This is a genomic window from Pseudomonas sp. XS1P51 (genome assembly GCF_054897845.1).
In genome coordinates this window covers 6,972,946-6,990,921 of the sequence record NZ_CM142707.1, presented here as the reverse complement: position 1 = coordinate 6,990,921, position 17,976 = coordinate 6,972,946, and the positions used below count along the sequence as shown (strand labels likewise).

Annotated in this window: 18 protein-coding genes; all 18 read right to left on the bottom strand. The window is 60.2% G+C overall.

The window, feature by feature from the left end:
• Window positions 1-12 precede the first annotated feature (12 nt).
• On the bottom strand, window positions 13-753 hold the full coding sequence (locus ACYZUD_RS32285; protein WP_462021821.1) for a flagellar motor protein: 741 nt from the start codon (window positions 751-753) through the stop codon (window positions 13-15).
• A complete protein-coding gene (locus ACYZUD_RS32280) occupies window positions 753-1,871 on the bottom strand; it encodes a protein-glutamate methylesterase/protein-glutamine glutaminase (RefSeq protein ID WP_462021820.1) in 1,119 nt (372 codons plus the stop codon). The genes ACYZUD_RS32285 and ACYZUD_RS32280 overlap by 1 nt, the downstream gene beginning before the upstream one ends.
• Before the next feature lie 51 nt (window positions 1,872-1,922).
• Window positions 1,923-4,166 (bottom strand): chemotaxis protein CheA, encoded by a 2,244-nt coding sequence (locus ACYZUD_RS32275; RefSeq protein ID WP_462021819.1) that lies wholly within the window; start codon window positions 4,164-4,166, stop codon window positions 1,923-1,925.
• Between the two features lie 14 nt (window positions 4,167-4,180).
• Window positions 4,181-4,969, bottom strand: a complete 789-nt coding sequence (locus tag ACYZUD_RS32270) for a protein phosphatase CheZ (RefSeq protein ID WP_462021818.1) — start codon at window positions 4,967-4,969, stop codon at window positions 4,181-4,183.
• 22 nt (window positions 4,970-4,991) lie between these two features.
• Complete coding sequence (locus ACYZUD_RS32265) at window positions 4,992-5,363, bottom strand: chemotaxis response regulator CheY (protein ID WP_008006721.1); 372 nt, start codon at window positions 5,361-5,363, stop codon at window positions 4,992-4,994.
• A 167-nt stretch (window positions 5,364-5,530) separates the two neighbouring features.
• Window positions 5,531-6,271, bottom strand: a complete 741-nt coding sequence (gene fliA, locus ACYZUD_RS32260) for an RNA polymerase sigma factor FliA (protein WP_007894214.1) — start codon at window positions 6,269-6,271, stop codon at window positions 5,531-5,533.
• A complete protein-coding gene (fleN, locus tag ACYZUD_RS32255; RefSeq protein WP_008001746.1) occupies window positions 6,268-7,098 on the bottom strand; it encodes a flagellar synthesis regulator FleN in 831 nt (276 codons plus the stop codon). The genes fliA and fleN overlap by 4 nt, the downstream gene beginning before the upstream one ends.
• A 116-nt stretch (window positions 7,099-7,214) precedes the next feature.
• The gene (flhF, locus tag ACYZUD_RS32250) at window positions 7,215-8,543 is read right to left on the bottom strand and encodes a flagellar biosynthesis protein FlhF (RefSeq protein ID WP_462021817.1); all 1,329 of its coding nucleotides are present in this window, start codon (window positions 8,541-8,543) and stop codon (window positions 7,215-7,217) included.
• Between the two features lie 11 nt (window positions 8,544-8,554).
• On the bottom strand, window positions 8,555-10,684 hold the full coding sequence (gene flhA, locus ACYZUD_RS32245; RefSeq protein WP_462021816.1) for a flagellar biosynthesis protein FlhA: 2,130 nt from the start codon (window positions 10,682-10,684) through the stop codon (window positions 8,555-8,557).
• Between the two features lie 248 nt (window positions 10,685-10,932).
• Window positions 10,933-12,072, bottom strand: coding sequence for a flagellar biosynthesis protein FlhB (flhB, locus tag ACYZUD_RS32240; protein WP_462021815.1), 1,140 nt, complete (start codon window positions 12,070-12,072; stop codon window positions 10,933-10,935).
• Between the two features lie 3 nt (window positions 12,073-12,075).
• Window positions 12,076-12,858 carry a flagellar biosynthetic protein FliR gene (gene fliR, locus ACYZUD_RS32235; RefSeq protein WP_462021814.1) on the bottom strand — a complete coding sequence of 261 codons (783 nt, stop codon included), beginning with the start codon at window positions 12,856-12,858 and terminating at the stop codon, window positions 12,076-12,078.
• Between the two features lie 3 nt (window positions 12,859-12,861).
• Window positions 12,862-13,131 (bottom strand): flagellar biosynthesis protein FliQ, encoded by a 270-nt coding sequence (gene fliQ, locus ACYZUD_RS32230; RefSeq protein WP_007948918.1) that lies wholly within the window; start codon window positions 13,129-13,131, stop codon window positions 12,862-12,864.
• Window positions 13,128-13,886, bottom strand: coding sequence for a flagellar type III secretion system pore protein FliP (fliP, locus tag ACYZUD_RS32225; RefSeq protein ID WP_462021813.1), 759 nt, complete (start codon window positions 13,884-13,886; stop codon window positions 13,128-13,130). The genes fliQ and fliP overlap by 4 nt, the downstream gene beginning before the upstream one ends.
• Window positions 13,886-14,326, bottom strand: coding sequence for a flagellar biosynthetic protein FliO (fliO, locus tag ACYZUD_RS32220; RefSeq protein WP_462021812.1), 441 nt, complete (start codon window positions 14,324-14,326; stop codon window positions 13,886-13,888). Before fliO ends, fliP begins: the two co-directional genes overlap by 1 nt.
• Window positions 14,327-14,785: a flagellar motor switch protein FliN gene (gene fliN / locus ACYZUD_RS32215; RefSeq protein WP_462021811.1), complete on the bottom strand. Its 459-nt coding sequence runs from the start codon at window positions 14,783-14,785 to the stop codon at window positions 14,327-14,329.
• A 69-nt stretch (window positions 14,786-14,854) separates the two neighbouring features.
• Window positions 14,855-15,823 (bottom strand): flagellar motor switch protein FliM, encoded by a 969-nt coding sequence (gene fliM / locus ACYZUD_RS32210; protein ID WP_008024584.1) that lies wholly within the window; start codon window positions 15,821-15,823, stop codon window positions 14,855-14,857.
• 9 nt (window positions 15,824-15,832) lie between these two features.
• The gene (gene fliL, locus ACYZUD_RS32205) at window positions 15,833-16,333 is read right to left on the bottom strand and encodes a flagellar basal body-associated protein FliL (protein ID WP_462021810.1); all 501 of its coding nucleotides are present in this window, start codon (window positions 16,331-16,333) and stop codon (window positions 15,833-15,835) included.
• 223 nt (window positions 16,334-16,556) lie between these two features.
• Window positions 16,557-17,915 (bottom strand): flagellar hook-length control protein FliK, encoded by a 1,359-nt coding sequence (locus tag ACYZUD_RS32200; protein ID WP_462021809.1) that lies wholly within the window; start codon window positions 17,913-17,915, stop codon window positions 16,557-16,559.
• Window positions 17,916-17,976: the final 61 nt, after the last annotated feature.

Sequence of the window (17,976 nt, the reverse complement as noted above, 5' to 3'; positions counted from 1 at the left end):
CCATTACCCCCATCAATCCATGAAGCCCTGAAGCTTCAACTCGATAGAGCGAGGGTTTTCACCTTCGGCAATCGATAGAATGCCTTCCAACAACATTTCGCGATAACGCGACTGGCGCATTGCAACGGACTTGAGCTTGGCGGCAATCGGCAGCAGCACCAGGTTGGCACTGGCCACGCCATAGATGGTGGCGACGAACGCCACGGCAATGCCGCTGCCCAGTTGCGACGGATCGGCCAGGTTGCCCATGACGTGGATCAGGCCCATCACCGCACCGATGATACCGATGGTCGGCGCATAGCCGCCCATGCTTTCGAAGACTTTGGCGGCTTCGATGTCGCGGCTTTCCTGGGTGTAGAAATCCACTTCCAGAATGCTGCGAATCGCTTCCGGTTCGGCGCCGTCCACCAGCAGTTGCAGGCCTTTGCGCGAGTAGTTGTCGGGTTCGGCGTCGGCCACCCCTTCCAGACCGAGCAGGCCTTCCTTGCGGGCGGTCAGGCTCCAGTTCACGACGCGATCGATGCCACCGGCCAGATCCACGCGAGGTGGAAACAGGATCCAGCCAAGAATCTGTATGGCGCGCTTGAAGGCGCTCATCGGCGATTGCAGCAGCGCCGCACCGATGGTCCCGCCGAGTACGATCAATGCCGCTGGACCGTTGGCCAGGGCGCCAAGGTGACCGCCTTCAAGGTAGTTGCCACCAATGATGGCGACGAACGCCATGATGATCCCGATAAGGCTTAGAACATCCATCAGATACAAGCCTCGACCAGGTGCCTGCCAATATCGTCCAGGCCGTACACCGCGTCAGCGAGGTCGGCTTTGACAATGGCCATCGGCATGCCGTAGATCACGCAGCTGGCTTCATCCTGAGCCCAGATCGCACTGCCGCCCTGCTTGAGCAGACGCGCGCCTTCACGACCGTCGGCGCCCATGCCCGTCAGTACGACCGCCAGAACTTTGTCACCGTAGGACTTGGCTGCAGAACCGAAGGTGATGTCCACGCACGGTTTGTAATTCAGACGCTCGTCACCCGGCAGGATTTTCACCGCGCCACGGCCGTCAATCATCATTTGCTTGCCACCCGGCGCCAGCAGCGCCAGGCCCGGACGCAGGATGTCGCCATCCTCGGCTTCCTTGACGCTGATGCGGCAGAGCTTGTCCAGGCGCTCGGCGAAGGCTTTGGTGAAAGCCGCCGGCATGTGTTGGATCAGCACGATCGGTGCGGGGAAGTTGGACGGCAATTGAGTCAGAACCCGCTGCAGGGCAACCGGACCGCCGGTGGACGTGCCGATGGCGACCAGTTTGTAGGCTTTGCGTTTCGGGGCTGGCGACGACGGGCTGGCCGCAGGCGCACGAGCCGGGATCGGGGCCGGACGCGCAGGTGCGCTGCTGCCGTAGCTGCTGGCGCTCGAAGGTGCAGGCGTCGGAGCTGGCGCGGCCACCGGAGCGCTGTAAGTGTTGGCGCGACGGTTACTGCGCGAGATGCTGAGAATCTTCTCGCACAGCAGTTGCTTGACCTTCTCCGGGTTGCGGGAGATGTCTTCGAAATTCTTCGGCAGGAAGTCCACCGCACCGGCGTCCAGCGCGTCCAGGGTGACCCGGGCGCCTTCGTGCGTCAGCGAGGAGAACATTAATACCGGAGTCGGGCAGCGCTGCATGATGTGCCGCACCGCCGTGATGCCATCCATCATCGGCATCTCGTAGTCCATGGTGATCACGTCTGGCTTGAGGGCCAGCGCCTGATCGATCGCCTCTTTTCCGTTGGTCGCCGTACCGACGACCTGGATATTCGAATCCGCTGAAAGAATTTCCGAGACGCGGCGGCGGAAAAACCCCGAATCGTCCACCACCAGGACCTTGACTACCATAAACACTCCGTTAGGCGGGGGCGAGGCTCAGTCGCCCCGCTCCCCCCAGAATCAAATACGCCGTGCGGCGTAACGCTTGAGCATGCTCGGAACATCGAGAATCAGCGCAATGCGGCCGTCACCGGTGATGGTGGCGCCGGACATGCCCGGGGTTCCCTGGAGCATTTTGCCCAATGGCTTGATGACCACTTCTTCCTGGCCCACCAGTTGATCGACGACGAAGCCGATCCGCTGAGTGCCCACCGAAAGGATCACCACATGGCCTTCACGCTGCTCTTCGTGAGCAGCGGAACTGACCAGCCAGCGCTTGAGGTAGAACAGTGGCAGCGCCTTGTCCCGCACGATCACCACTTCCTGGCCATCCACCACGTTGGTGGTCGACAGGTCGAGGTGGAAGATCTCGTTGACGTTCACCAGCGGGAACGCAAACGCCTGGTTGCCGAGCATGACCATCAGCGTCGGCATGATCGCCAGGGTCAACGGGACCTTGATGACGATCTTCGAGCCCTGGCCCTTGGTCGAGTAGATGTTGATCGAACCGTTGAGCTGGGAAATCTTGGTTTTCACCACGTCCATGCCCACGCCACGACCCGACACGTCGGAGATCTCGGTTTTGGTCGAGAACCCTGGTGCGAAAATCAGGTTGTAGCATTCGGTTTCGCTCAAACGATCGGCGGCATCCTTGTCCATCACGCCGCGTTTTACCGCGATCGCGCGCAGGACGTTCGGGTCCATGCCTTTGCCGTCATCGGAGATCGACAGCAGGATGTGGTCGCCTTCCTGTTCAGCGGCCAGGATGACTTTGCCACCGCGGGACTTGCCCGAGGCTTCGCGCTCTTCCGGCGACTCGATGCCGTGGTCGACCGCGTTGCGCACCAAGTGGACCAGCGGGTCGGCCAGTGCCTCGACGAGGTTCTTGTCGAGGTCGGTTTCTTCGCCGACCAGCTCCAGGTTGATCTCTTTCTTGAGCTGGCGAGCCAGGTCGCGAACCAGGCGCGGGAAGCGCCCGAAGACTTTCTTGATCGGTTGCATCCGCGTCTTCATGACCGCGGTTTGCAGGTCGGCCGTGACCACGTCGAGGTTCGACACGGCCTTGGACATGGCCTCATCGGCACTGTTGGCACCCAGGCGAACCAGGCGGTTACGCACCAGTACCAACTCGCCGACCATGTTCATGATTTCGTCGAGACGCGCGGTATCGACCCGCACGGTGGTCTCGGCTTCGCTGGCCGGTTTTTCCGCGGGCGGCGCGGCCGGTGCACGAGCAGGAGCAGGCGCAGCGGCAGCAGGCTTCGGCGTTTCGGCTTTGGGCTCGGGCGCTTTGGCCGCAGGTGTCGGTGCGGCAGCCTTGGCGGCGGGTGCAGCCACCGAAGTCGCGGCAGAACCGGTGCCGACTTCAGTGAACTTGCCTTTGCCGTGTAATTCGTCGAGCAGCGATTCGAACTCGTGATCGGAGATCAGATCGCCACCGGCCGCTGCGGCGGCTGGCGCAGCCGGGGTCGGTACCGAGGCAATGGCCGATTCCAGCGCATCAACCGCAAAGTTACCTTTGCCGTGCAACTGATCGAGCAGTGCTTCGAACTCGTCGTCGGTAATGTCGGAGCTGTCGCCGGCCGCTTTCGGGGCAACCGGTGCGGCTGGCGCTGCGGCCACCGCATCGACGGCGAACTGGCCTTTACCGTGCAATTGATCGAGTAACGACTCGAATTCGGCATCGGTAATATCGTCGCTGCCAGCAGCCGTGCTGGCCGGTACCGGAGCGGCCACAGGGGCCTCGGCTTGTGCCTTGACGGCATTCAGCGAGTCCAGCAGTTGTTCAAATTCGTTATCAGTGATGTCGCCCGATTCGCTTTCAGCAACCGGTGCTTCGACCACCTCAGCCACAGGTGCGGCTTCATCGGCCGTTTGCGGCTCGGCCAGACGGGCCAGGGCCGCCAGCAATTCAGGCGTGGCAGCCGTGATCGGGCTGCGTTCGCGGACCTCGGTGAACATGCTGTTCACCGCGTCCAGCGCTTCGAGAACCACGTCCATCAATTCCGAGTCGACGCGACGTTCACCCTTGCGCAGGATGTCGAACACGTTCTCGGCGATGTGACAGCACTCCACCAGCTCGTTGAGCTGGAGGAAGCCGGCGCCCCCTTTTACAGTGTGAAAACCGCGAAAAATTGCATTGAGCAAGTCCGCATCATCTGGTCGGCTTTCAAGCTCGACCAGCTGTTCGGACAGTTGCTCTAGAATCTCGCCGGCCTCAACCAGGAAATCCTGAAGGATCTCTTCATCGGCGCCGAAGCTCATGTGTATGGGTGCTCCTAGAATCCAAGGCTGGAAAGCAAATCGTCTACATCGTCCTGACCGGACACAACGTCTTCTCTTTTATCGGCATGAATCTGCGGACCTTCACCCTGAGAGAGATGTTTTTGCGGATCTTTTTCTGCCAGCATCGCCTCACGGTCATGTTCGATGCCCGCAAAGCGGTCCACCTGACTGGCCATAAGCACGAGCTTGAGCAGGTTGCTTTCAACTTCGGTGACCAATTGGGTCACGCGCTTGATCACCTGACCGGTGAGATCCTGGTAATCCTGAGCGAGCAGAATGTCGTTGAGGTTGCTCGACACCACGCGATTGTCTTCGCTGCTGCGCGTCAGGAACCCGTCGACCCGCCGGGCCAGTTCGCGGAACTCTTCAGCCCCGACTTCGCGACGCATGAACCGTCCCCAGTCCGTGCTCAGCGCCTGGGCTTCAATGCTCAGGCTGTTGACCAGCGGCGTAGAGTTTTCCACCAAGTCCATGGTGCGGTTGGCCGCGGCCTCGGTCAGCTTGACCACATAACCCAGACGCTCGGTGGCGTCCGTGATCTGTGACACTTCCTCGGCTTGCGGCATGTTCGGGTCAATCTGAAAATTGACGATCGCACTATGCAGCTCGCGAGTGAGCTTGCCCACTTCCTGATACAGGCCGCGGTCACGGGTCTGGTTGAGCTCATGGATCAGTTGCACAGCGTCGCCGAACTTGCCTTTTTCAAGGCTCTCGACCAGTTCGACAGCATGTTTTTTCAGGGTCGATTCAAAATCGCCCTGTGAAGATTCGATATGCTCCATAGCTCCCCCGTGGCGCAGTTTCTCAACCGATGCGTTCGAAAATCTTCTCGATTTTTTCTTTTAACGCCTGGGCCGTGAAGGGTTTGACCACATAGCCGTTAACACCCGCCTGGGCCGCCTCGATGATCTGCTCGCGCTTGGCTTCAGCGGTCACCATCAGCACCGGCAGGTGCTTGAGCTTTTCATCGGCACGCACGTGGCGCAGCAGATCGATACCGGTCATGCCAGGCATGTTCCAGTCCGTTACCAGAAAGTCGATACTCCCGCTGTTGAGAACCGGAATGGCGGTAATGCCATCGTCGGCCTCGACCGTGTTGGTGAACCCAAGGTCACGCAACAGGTTTTTTATGATCCGCCGCATCGTTGAGAAGTCATCAACGATGAGGATTTTCATGTTCTTGTCCAATTCGACCTCCAAGCAGTCTTAAACGCGCCCAGCACCTGGACGCGCCATTTCAATCAATCCGGCAATGCACTCAATGACTGTCTGGAGCACAACAGATCGAGACCGGCGCAGTTCGACACCACACCAGCCACGTTTGCAGTGCCCCCACACTGCCTTCAGCGCGCTCGCCACTCCCCCAAACGCCCCCGCAAACGGGCCGCGCACTGGCTGTGTAACTGGCTGACCCGCGATTCGCTGACCCCCAGGACCTCACCGATTTCCTTGAGATTCAACTCTTCGTCGTAGTACAGCGCCAACACCAGTCGCTCACGCTCCGGCAAATTGGCAATCGCGTCCGCCAGCGCGGCCTGGAAGCGTTCATCTTCCAGATCGCGTGACGGCTCGAGATGAGCACTCGCGCCATCCTCGTGCAGCCCTTCATGTTCGCCGTCCTGCAACAGATCGTCGAAACTGAATAACCGGCTGCCCAGTGTGTCGTTCAAAATCCCGTAATAATCGTCGAGACTCAATTGGAGTTCGGCCGCAACCTCGTGATCTTTAGCGTCACGGCCGGTTTTAGCTTCAATCGAGCGAATTGCGTCGCTGACCATGCGGGTATTGCGGTGGACCGAACGTGGCGCCCAGTCCCCCTTGCGGACTTCATCGAGCATGGCGCCGCGGATTCGTATGCCCGCGTACGTCTCGAAACTCGCACCTTTGCTGGCGTCGTACTTGGTCGACACTTCAAGCAGGCCGATCATCCCGGCCTGGATCAGGTCTTCGACCTGGACACTGGCCGGCAGACGCGCCAGCAAATGGTAGGCAATGCGTTTGACCAGTGGCGCGTAACGCTCGATCAGCTCGTACTGCGCGTCACGTGCCGACTTCTTGTAGAGGTTGTAGCCGCTGGCTGTCATAGGACGGGTCCTGCCGTTTGTTGCACGAGACGCTCGACGAAAAACTCCAGGTGCCCACGCGGGTTGGCAGGTAACGGCCAGGTATCGACCTTCTGTGCGATCGCCTTGAAAGCCAGGGAGCACTTGGAACGCGGAAAGGCTTCATAGACGGCGCGCTGTTTCTGTACGGCCTTGCGCACGCTTTCGTCGTAAGGCACCGCACCGACGTATTGTAAAGCGACGTCAAGGAAGCGGTCCGTGACCTTGGTCAACTTGGCGAACAGGTTGCGCCCTTCCTGCGGGCTCTGGGCCATGTTGGCCAGGACGCGGAAACGATTCATGCCGTAGTCGCGGTTAAGCAGTTTGATCAGTGCGTAGGCGTCAGTGATCGAGGTCGGTTCGTCGCAGACCACCAGCAAGACTTCCTGAGCGGCGCGAACGAAGCTGACTACCGAGTCACCAATGCCCGCAGCCGTGTCGATCACCAATACGTCGAGGTTGTCGCCGATATCGCTGAACGCCTGGATCAGGCCAGCATGTTGAGCCGGGCTCAGGTGCACCATGCTCTGGGTGCCGGACGCGGCCGGGACGATGCGGATGCCGCCAGGCCCCTGCAACAATACGTCGCGCAGCTCACAGCGGCCTTCGATCACGTCGGCCAGGGTGCGTTTGGGTGTCAGTCCCAGCAGGACGTCGACGTTCGCCAGCCCCAGATCGGCGTCCAGCAGCATGACGCGCCGGCCGAGCTCAGCTAGAGCCAGGGACAAGTTCACTGACACGTTAGTCTTCCCGACGCCACCTTTGCCGCCGGTCACCGCGATCACCTGTACGGGATGCATGCTGCCCATGTTATTTCTTTACCTTGTCTTACTTAGACGGAGGCCACATTACTGGCTGCGCGTTCACAAACGGAACAATGCATGGCAGACCATCGATGTAGGTACAAAAACTGTTCATTAATACCTCAGCCGACCCGCTTGGTCGGACTGTGGTAGAGGTCAGCGAACATGTCAGCCATGGCTTCTTCGCTGGGTTCTTCTTGCATTTGCACGCTTACGGCGCGACTGACCAACTGATGACGACGCGGCAGATGCAAATCATCCGGAATCCGCGGGCCATCGGTCAGGTAGGCCACCGGCAATTCATGACTGATGGCCAGGCTCAACACCTCGCCCAGGCTTGCCGTTTCATCCAGTTTAGTCAGGATGCAGCCAGCGAGCCCGCAACGCTTGTAACTGTGATAAGCGGCGGTTAGAACCTGCTTCTGGCTGGTGGTTGCCAAAACCAGATAATTTTTTGATTTGATGCCACGCCCGGCCAGGCTTTCGAGTTGCATGCGCAACGCCGGATCACTGGCCTGAAGGCCCGCGGTATCGATCAGCACCACGCGTTTGCGCAGCAAAGGATCCAGCGCCTGCACCAGGGACTGGCCCGGGTCGACGTGGGTCACCGAAACGTTGAGGATCCGGCCGAGGGTCTTGAGTTGTTCCTGGGCACCGATACGGTAGCTGTCCATGCTCACCAGCGCGATGTTCTGCGCGCCGTACTTGAGCACATAACGGGCCGCGAGCTTGGCCAGAGTGGTGGTCTTGCCCATGCCGGCAGGGCCGACCATGGCAATCACGCCGCCTTCTTCCAGTGGTTCGATTTCCGGTGTGGCGATCATCCGCGCCAGGTGCGCCAGCAGCATGCGCCAGGCCTGGCGAGGCTCTTCAATTTCAGTCGTCAGCTCCAGCAGATCGCGGGACAACGGGCCGGACAGGCCGATGCGTTGCAGGCGACGCCAGAGGTTGGCCTGGGCCGGACGGCTGCCTTGCAGCTGGTTCCAGGCCAGGGAGCCGAGTTGTACTTCGAGCAACTCACGCAGGCCGTTGAGCTCAAAACGCATCGAGTCGAATGCACGCGGGTCCACACCATTGGAAGCGGGTGCAGCGGCCGGTGCCGGACGACGGGGTTCGGTGTAGGTCGGCTCGATCAGCGGTTCGGCGGCGGTCAGCGGCAGGCCGGCGAACAACTGGCGATTGGTCGACTTGTCGCTCTCGCCCTCGCCACGCAGGCTCAGTTCGGCCTGGGCGGTGACGATCCGCGACTGAGTCTTGCGCAGCTCATCCTCAAGTTCCATGTTCGGAACACGCGGGGCCAGCGCCGACAGTTTGTAATCCAGGGCAGCCGTCAGCTCGACCCCACCGGCGATCCGGCGGTTGCCAATGATGGCGGCATCGGCGCCCAGCTCATCACGAACCAGTTTCATGGCCTGACGCATATCGGCGGCGAAAAAACGCTTAACTTGCATAAACCACTACCTCAGCCGTTGGGCCCTACTGTCGCAACGATGGTCACTTGCTTGTTGTCAGGAATTTCCTGATACGCCAACACGTGCAAACCCGGGACTGCCAGTCGACCGAATCGCGAAAGCATCGCGCGAACCGGGCCGGCTACCAGCAGAATCACCGGTTGACCTTGCATTTCCTGACGCTGCGCCGCATCGATCAACGAGCGCTGCAGTTTCTCAGCCATGCTTGGCTCAAGCAAAACGCCCTCTTCCGAGCCTTGTCCTGCCTTCTGAAGACTATTGAGCAATATTTGTTCCAACCTTGGCTCCAGGGTGATAACTGGCAGCTCCGACTCAGTCCCCACAATGCTTTGCACGATTGCACGGGATACGCCGACGCGCACCGCGGCCACCAACGCGGCAGTATCTTGACTCTTGGACGCATTGTTGGCGATGGCCTCGGCAATGCTGCGAATGTCCCGTACGGGCACCTGTTCGGCCAGCAAAGCCTGCAAAACCTTGAGCAGTTGCGACAACGAAACCACGCCTGGCACCAGTTCCTCGGCCAGTTTTGGCGAGCTTTTGGCCAGCAACTGCATGAGTTGCTGCACTTCTTCGTGACCGATCAGTTCGCTGGAGTGCTTGTACAGAATCTGGTTCAAGTGGGTTGCCACTACCGTACTGGCATCGACCACAGTGTAACCGAGGGATTGCGCCTGAGCACGCTGGCTGATTTCGATCCAGACCGCCTCCAGGCCGAAAGCCGGATCTTTGGCGGTAATGCCGTTGAGCGTGCCGTACACCTGGCCGGGGTTGATCGCCAGCTCGCGATCCGGATAAATCTCCGCTTCGGCCAGGATCACGCCCATCAAGGTCAGGCGATAGGCGCTCGGCGCCAGGTCGAGGTTGTCACGGATATGCACAGTCGGCATCAGGAAGCCCAGATCCTGGGAGAGTTTTTTACGCACACCCTTGATCCGCGCCAGCAACTGACCACCCTGGTTGCGATCCACCAGCGGAATCAGGCGATAACCGACTTCCAGGCCAATCATGTCGATCGGCGTAACGTCGTCCCAACCAAGCTCTTTGGTTTCCATGGCGCGGGCAGGCGATGGCAACAGCTCCTGCTGGCGCTTGACCTCTTGCAGGGCCTGAACCTTGACCACGTTCTGCTTCTTCCAGAACAGGTACGCGCCACCGGCCGCCAGGGCTGCCATGGTCAGAAAGGAGAAGTGCGGCATGCCGGGCACCAGGCCCATCACCGCCATCAAACCGGCCGCCACCGCCAACGCTTTCGGCGAGGCGAACATCTGGCGATTGATCTGCTTGCCCATGTCTTCCGAACCGGAAGCACGGGTTACCATGATCGCGGCGGCTGTAGATAAAAGCAGTGATGGCAATTGCGCCACCAAACCGTCACCGATGGTCAGCAAGGCGTACACCCGGCCGGCATCGCCGAAGGTCATGCCGTGCTGAAAGATACCGACGGCCATGCCGCCGATCAGGTTGATGAACAGAATCAGCAGACCGGCGATGGCGTCACCGCGCACGAATTTGCTGGCACCGTCCATGGAACCGTAGAACTCGGCTTCCTGAGCCACTTCCATCCGGCGCAGTTTTGCCTGGTTCTGATCGATCAGGCCGGCGTTCAAGTCGGCGTCGATGGCCATTTGCTTGCCGGGCATTGCATCGAGGGTGAATCGCGCACTCACCTCGGAAATCCGCCCGGCACCCTTGGTCACCACGACGAAGTTGATGATCATCAAAATCGCGAAGACGACGATACCAACCACGTAGTTACCGCCAATCACCACCTCGCCGAAGGCCTGGATCACCTTGCCCGCGGCGGCATGACCGTCCTGACCGTGGAGCATCACCACTCGCGTGGAGGCCACGTTCAGCGCCAGTCGCAACAGGGTCGCCACCAGCAGAATGGTCGGGAACACCGCAAAATCCAGTGGTCGCAACGCGTAGACGCAGACCAGCAGGACGACAATCGACAGCGCAATGTTGAACGTGAAGAACACGTCCAGCAGGAACGGCGGCACCGGCAGCATCATCATTGCCAGCATGACCAGCAGCAACAACGGCACACCCAGATTGCCTCGACTTAAGTCGGCAACGTTTGTGCGAGCACTGTTGAATAACTGAGAGCGATCCACCGGTTTTCCCCGTTCCTTTAAAGCAAACTTTTGACGCCTGAAGCGGGCGCAGAGCGGCTACTGCAAGAAGCCTTCCAACTTTTACAGGGGGTTGAAATAGAGGGTTTTATCGGGGAGATTTGTACCGACTGAACCGGCCTCATCGCAGGCAAGCCCGGCTCCCACAAGTTTTGCGTCGCTCACGAAATCGCGCATGACACCAAACCTGTGGGCTTGCCCACGATGGCGTCAGCACGAAAGCACAGAACTCAGGAATCGCGCCGCAGATCCGGCGGGATCGGCAGGTCATCCTTGAGCGGTTCCGGGCGCTTGCCCTTGCCGGCGCGGTGCTGGCGAATCTGGTAGACATAGGCAAGCACCTGGGCGACGGCGAGATACAGCCCGCCCGGGATCTCCTGCTCCAGTTCAGTGGAGTAATAGATCGAACGCGCCAGCGCCGGAGACTCTAGCAACAGCACGTCATTGGCCACGGCGATTTCACGGATTTTCAGGGCCAGGAAGTCACTGCCCTTGGCCAGCAGCACCGGTGCATTGCCTTTGTCCGGATCGTACTTGAGCGCCACGGCATAGTGAGTCGGGTTGGTGATCACCACGTCAGCCTCGGGAATCGCGGCCATCATCCGCCGCTGAGACATCTCGCGCTGCAACTGACGGATCCGTTGCTTAACCTCGGGCCGCCCTTCCTGATCCTTATGCTCGTCGCGCACTTCCTGCTTGGTCATCAGCAGTTTCTTGTGACTCTCCCAGAGCTGCACCGGCACATCCACCGCAGCGATGATGATCAGCCCGCAGGCCATCCACAACGTACTCCAGCCGACCAATTGCAGGCTGTGAATAATCGCCATATCCAAGGGTTCATGGGCGATGCGCAGCAGGTCGTCGATGTCCGAAGACAGCACCACCAGGGCCACGGACAACACGATAAAAAACTTTGCCAAGGCCTTGAGCAGTTCCACCACGGCTTTGAACGAAAACATCCGCTTGAGCCCCGCACCAGGATTCATGCGGCTGAACTTGGGCGCCATGGTGCCGGCCGAGAACAGCCAGCCGCCCAGAGAAATAGGACCGATAAGCGCTGCGAGCAGCAAGGTAATCATCACGGGCTGAATCGCGACGAGGGCGATCTGCCCCGAGTGCAGCAGGTAAGTCCCCATGGAACGCTGATCCAGGATCACTTCCCGCGAGAGCGAGAAGTTCATGCGCATCAGCTCCATCATTTCCTGGGCCAGGGCTCCGCCAAAAATCAGCAAGCCACCGGCGCCGGCAAGCATGACCGCCAGGGTGTTGAGCTCCTTGGAACGCGCAATCTCGCCCTTCTCGCGGGCGTCTTTTTTCTTCTTCTCCGTGGGGTCTTCTGTTTTGTCCTGACCGCTTTCGCTCTCAGCCATGACTCAGCTCGCCCGTGCCAATTCGCGCAACAACTGCAAGGCCTCGGAGGCCAGCGGCTGATACTGATTGATAATGTCCGCCAGCCCGACCCAGACGATGAACAGCCCGAGCACCAGCGTCAGCGGAAAACCGATGGAAAAGATGTTGAGTTGCGGTGCCGCCCGGGTCATCACGCCGAACGCGATGTTGACCACCAGCAGCGCGGTAATTGCCGGCAACACCAGCAACAGGGCCGCACCGAGCACCCAGCCAAGCTTGCCGGCCAACTCCCAGAAATGATTGACCATCAACCCGCTGCCCACCGGCATCGTCGTGAAGCTTTCAGTGAGGACTTCGAAGACCACCAGGTGACCATTCATGGACAGGAACAGCAACGTCACCAGCATGGTGAAGAATTGCCCGATCACCGCCACCGATACGCCGTTGGTGGGGTCGACCATGGAAGCGAAGCCCATGCCCATCTGAATGGAAACGATCTGCCCGGCGACTACGAAGGCCTGGAAGAACAGCTGCAAGGAGAAACCCAGCACCGCACCGATAAGGATCTGTTCAGCAATCAGCAGCAGCGCACTCAAGTCCAGCGCATAGACCGGCGGCATCGGCGGCAACCCAGGGGCAATCACTACCGTGATCGCGAGGGCGAAATAAAGGCGCACTCGCGTGGGCACCAAGGTCGTACCGAAAACCGGCATGACCATCAGCAAAGCACCGATGCGAAACAGGGGCAACATGAACGTAGCCACCCAGGTGCTGATCTGGGTATCGGTCAGCTGGAGCAGCGACATGGTTTAGCCGATGACCTGAGGAATACTGCCGTACAGCTGCAGGATGTATTCCATGAACGTCTGCACCAGCCACGGGCCGGCAACGATCAACGTCACCAACATCACCAGCAGGCGCGGCAGGAAGCTCAGGGTCTGTTCGTTGATCTGCGTGGCGGCCTGGAACATCGCCACCAACAGACCTACGAGCAAACTCGGAATCACTAGCACGGCGACCATCATGGTGGTCAGCCAGAGCGCTTCCCGGAAGATGTCTACCGCTACTTCCGGCGTCATGGCGAAACACCGCCGAAGCTGCTCGCCAAGGTACCGATGATCAACGCCCAGCCATCCACCAGCACGAACAGCATGATCTTGAACGGAAGGGAAATGATCAGCGGCGAAAGCATCATCATACCCATGGCCATCAGCACACTGGCCACGACCAGGTCGATGATCAGGAACGGAATGAAGATCATGAAGCCGATCTGGAATGCGGTTTTCAGCTCGGAGGTCACGAAAGCCGGCACCAGAATCGTCAGCGGTGCCTGATCCGGCGACGCGATGTCAGTGCGCTTGGACAGACGCATGAACAACTCAAGATCGCTGCTGCGCGTCTGGGCGAGCATGAAGTCCTTGATCGGCACCTGAGCCTTGGCCACGGCATCTTGAGCGGTCAGTTTTTCCGCCAGATACGGCTGCAGGGCGTCCTGATTCACACGGTCGAATACCGGCGCCATGATGAACAGGGTCAGGAACAGCGCCATGCCCGTGAGGATCTGGTTCGACGGTGTCTGCTGCAGACCAAGGGCCTGACGCAGGATCGAAAAAACGATGATGATCCGGGTAAAACTGGTCATCAGCATGACGAACGCCGGAATGAAACTCAGCGCGGTCATGATCAGCAGGATCTGCAGGCTGACCGAGTATTCCTGAGCGCCTGCGGCGTTGGTGCCCAGGGTGATCGCCGGGATCGACAACGGATCGGCGGCGAAGGCCAGCGGCGCGGCCAGCATCAGGGCCAGCGTCAAGACGATGCGTAACGCACCCATTACTTCTTATCCTTCTGGTCCTTGCCCAACAGCTCCATCAGGCGCTGGGCGAACTCGGGGGTCGCCTTCTCGGCGCTCGGCACTTGCACCGGCTCCTTGAGCACATGCAGCGCGGTGATGGTGCCGGGGCTCAGGCCGAGCAGAATCTGCTCGTTGCCGACCTGCACCAGCATCAAACGGTCACGGGGACCCAGCGCCCGGGAACCGATCAACTCGATCACCTGCCCCTTACCCGCCGGCCCGGCCTGCTGGACCCGGCGCAGCAACCAGGCGAGGAAGAAGATCAACCCCAGCACCAGCAGCAAGCCGAACACCAGTTGCGTCAATTGCCCGGCCACTCCGCTGCTGACAGCGGGTGCAGCCGCTGCAGCCGTTGCCACCGGTTCGGCCGCCAGCGCACTGAACGGCAAGGCCAGCACAATCCCCAGAACCCTGTTCACTCAGCGCAGCTTCTTGATGCGTTCGCTTGGGCTGATCACGTCGGTCAGGCGGATGCCGAACTTCTCGTTGACCACTACCACTTCACCGTGAGCGATGAGCGTGCCGTTGACCAGCACGTCCAGCGGTTCACCGGCCAGACGATCGAGCTCGATCACCGAACCCTGGTTGAGTTGCAGCAGGTTGCGGATGTTGATGTCGGTGCTGCCCACTTCCATGGAAATCGATACCGGGATGTCGAGGATCACATCCAGGTTCGGGCCGTCCAGCGTGACCGGATCGTTGTTTTTCGGCACGCTGCCGAACTCTTCCATCGGCAGGCGGTTGGACGGCGAGCTGGCAGCATCGGCGGCCAGCAAGGCATCGATGTCGTCCTGCCCGGCGTCACCGGTTTCTTCCAGGGCCGCAGCCCATTCATCAGCCAGCGCCTGGTCGTCCTGGGTATTCATATCGTCAGCCATCATTTGTCCTCGGCGGGCAACCATTGAATTGGAAGCCGTCAGTTAAAAGCGAATGTGTACGAGCACCGATCAACGGCGCTCGATCGGCTCGATCACTTGCAACGCGAGGTTGCCTTTGTGCGAGCCCATCTTGACCTTGAACGCCGGCACGCCGTTGGCGCGCATGATCATTTCTTCCGGCATCTCGACCGGGATAATGTCCCCTGGCTGCATGTGCAGGATGTCCCGCAGGCGCAACTGGCGACGGGCAACCGTGGCACCGATCGGCACGTCAACGTCCAGCACGTCCTGGCGCAGGGCGTTGACCCAGCGCTCGTCCTGGTCATCGAGGTCGGACTGGAAGCCGGCGTCGAGCATTTCGCGCACCGGCTCGATCATCGAGTACGGCATGGTCACGTGCAGATCGCCGCCACCGCCATCGAGTTCGATGTGGAAGGTCGACACCACAATGGCTTCGCTCGGGCCGACAATGTTGGCCATGGCCGGGTTCACTTCCGAGTTGATGTACTCGAAGTTCACTTCCATGATCGCCTGCCAGGCTTCCTTCAAATCGACGAACGCCTGCTCCAGCACCATGCGCACCACGCGCAGTTCGGTCGGAGTGAACTCGCGCCCTTCGATCTTCGCGTGACGACCGTCGCCGCCGAAGAAGTTGTCCACCAGCTTGAACACCAGTTTGGCGTCGAGGATGAACAGCGCGGTGCCGCGCAACGGCTTGATCTTGACCAGGTTGAGGCTGGTCGGCACGTACAGCGAGTGCACGTATTCGCCGAACTTCATCACCTGCACACCACCGACGGCAACGTCCGCCGAGCGGCGCAGCATGTTGAACATACTGATGCGGGTGTAGCGGGCGAAACGCTCGTTGATCATCTCCAGGGTCGGCATGCGTCCACGGACGATTCGATCCTGGCTGGTCAGGTCGTAGCTTTTGACACTGCCGGGCTCGGCAGCGGTATCGGTCTGTACCAGACCGTCGTCGACGCCATGCAACAGCGCATCGATCTCATCCTGGGACAGCAGGTCCTGCACGGCCATGTCGTGTTCCTACTGCAGTACGAAATTAGTGAAAAGCAACTGTTCGATGACCACTTTGCCGAGCTCTTTCTGCGCCACTTCCTGGACGCTGGCAGTAGCCTTCTGACGCAACATCTCCTGGCCGACCGGCGACGCCAGGGTGGCGAAGTCCTGTCCGGAGAACAGCATGACCAGGTTATTGCGGATGACCGGCATGTGGACTTTGAGCGCCTCCAGATCAGCCTGGTTGCGCCCTTGCATGGTGATGCTCACCTGCATGTAGCGCTGACGACCGTTCTGGTTGAAGTTGGCCACGAAGGCCGGGGCCATGGGCTCGAAAATCGCTGGCTGCTTGCCGACCGGGGCAATTTCAGCGGCGGCAGGCTTGCTCTGGGCGCTGTGCATGAAAAACCAGGTCGCCCCCACGGACAAGCCGATCGCCAGCAGCAAGGCCACCACCATCACAATGATCAGCTTGAGTTTGCCTTTGGTTGCGGGGTCTTTTACTGCTGCTGCTTCGCTCTTCGCCATGCCAATAATCCGTCACTATTCGGGTTTTCACAGTCGCACGGCAAGGCAAGAGCAAGTGTTATGCCAGAAGTGTCGGGAGCCAGGGGGACCGTGGATGACAAGCCACCACGAAACAAATGTGGGAGCGAGCCTGCTCACGATAGCGGCGCAACAAGCAACACAGATGTTGAATGTTACTGCCTCATCGCGAGCAGGCTCGCTCCCACAGTGGGGTTGCGTTGGGTCAGGCGTAATAGTCGACGGCGCTGGAGCCGATGACGCTGGTCGTGCTGGCCGCCACTTCGGCAACAGTCGGCGCGAGCTCTTCATCCACGCCGTCGAGACGACCACCGCTGGCGTTGGTGCGTCCGCTCTGACTTTGTTGAGCCTGGTCCTGGCCTTGCTGAGAGCCACGGGACTGGTCGGAAACGTTGACGTCAACCTGACCCATGCCCTGCTGCGCAAACATGTCGCGCAAGCGATGCATTTGCCCGTCCAGCGCTTCGCGAACGCTTGGATGGGCGCTCATGAAGGTCACTTGGGTCTGCTGGTCCGGAACCATGTTCACCCGAATGTCGAGGCGCCCCAGTTCGGCCGGTTGCAACTGGATGTCGGCCGCCTTCAGATTGGCGCTGGACAGGTACATGACCCGGTTCACCACTTCCTCGGTCCAGCCACTCTGATGCATAGCGATCGGTTGATTCACCGGCAAGGCGTTGGCGGTTTTCGGTGTGGCGGCCTGGGTCAGTGCCGCCAGACGGTTGGCGAAATCGTCGACACGGGTATCGCTGCTGGCGGATTTCAAATCCTTGAGGCCGTCATTGATCAGCCCACTGAAGGCCTTCTCTCCGCCCTCGCTGGTGCTGTCCTTGTCGGCCTGCACATCGAGCATGCCCGCCATGCCGGCGGCAAAGTTCTGCGCCGAGGTCGGCTCGCCGTCAGCCTGGGCCTGGGCGGATGTCGGTGCAGCTTTGGGCTGAGCCTGACTGGCCGCCGAAATATGACCACCCTGCTCCATGGCCATGCGCACGGCAGGCAACGCGTCGAGAGGGTCGGCTTCGGGGTCGAAATCGCTTTCAGCCACCACCGCAGGCTGCGCCGTCATCACGGCCGCAGCGACAGGCGCTTCAACCTGTGGTTGCACGGTGGCAACTACGGGCGGAGTTTCTGCAACGGGAGCTGTCACCACGGGCTGTAACGCCGGCAGCAATGCAGGATCAAGGGTCGGATCAACCGGTGCCGTGTCGACTATCGGTGTTGTGGCAGCATCCACCGCATCGTCGCTGGCGGCCTTGTCGTCGGTCGACGCCGGTTTATCGGCGGGCAAGGATTTGCCGCTATCGGCAACTGTCGGTTCCGGGGCGGCAGACTTGTCGTCGCCAACGTCCTTTTTGCCGGGGTTGTCCGGCGCCTTGTCCCGTGTCGGTTTCGCCGATCCATCAGTCGCCGCAGAGGGCTTGTTCTGGGCTTGATTGGCATAGACCTGAGCGAAGCTGGACGCCTTGTCCCCGGGCTCAACGGTCTGCGCCGGAGTATTGGCGGAGGCGGCTTGAGTCTTGGCCTGCGCGGCGGCCTGAAGAAGAATATTGGGGGTAACGGGCATGAAAACGGTCTCCGCTGCACTGGATCGTAGGTACAGTTGACGGAATTATTGCAAGGGTCGA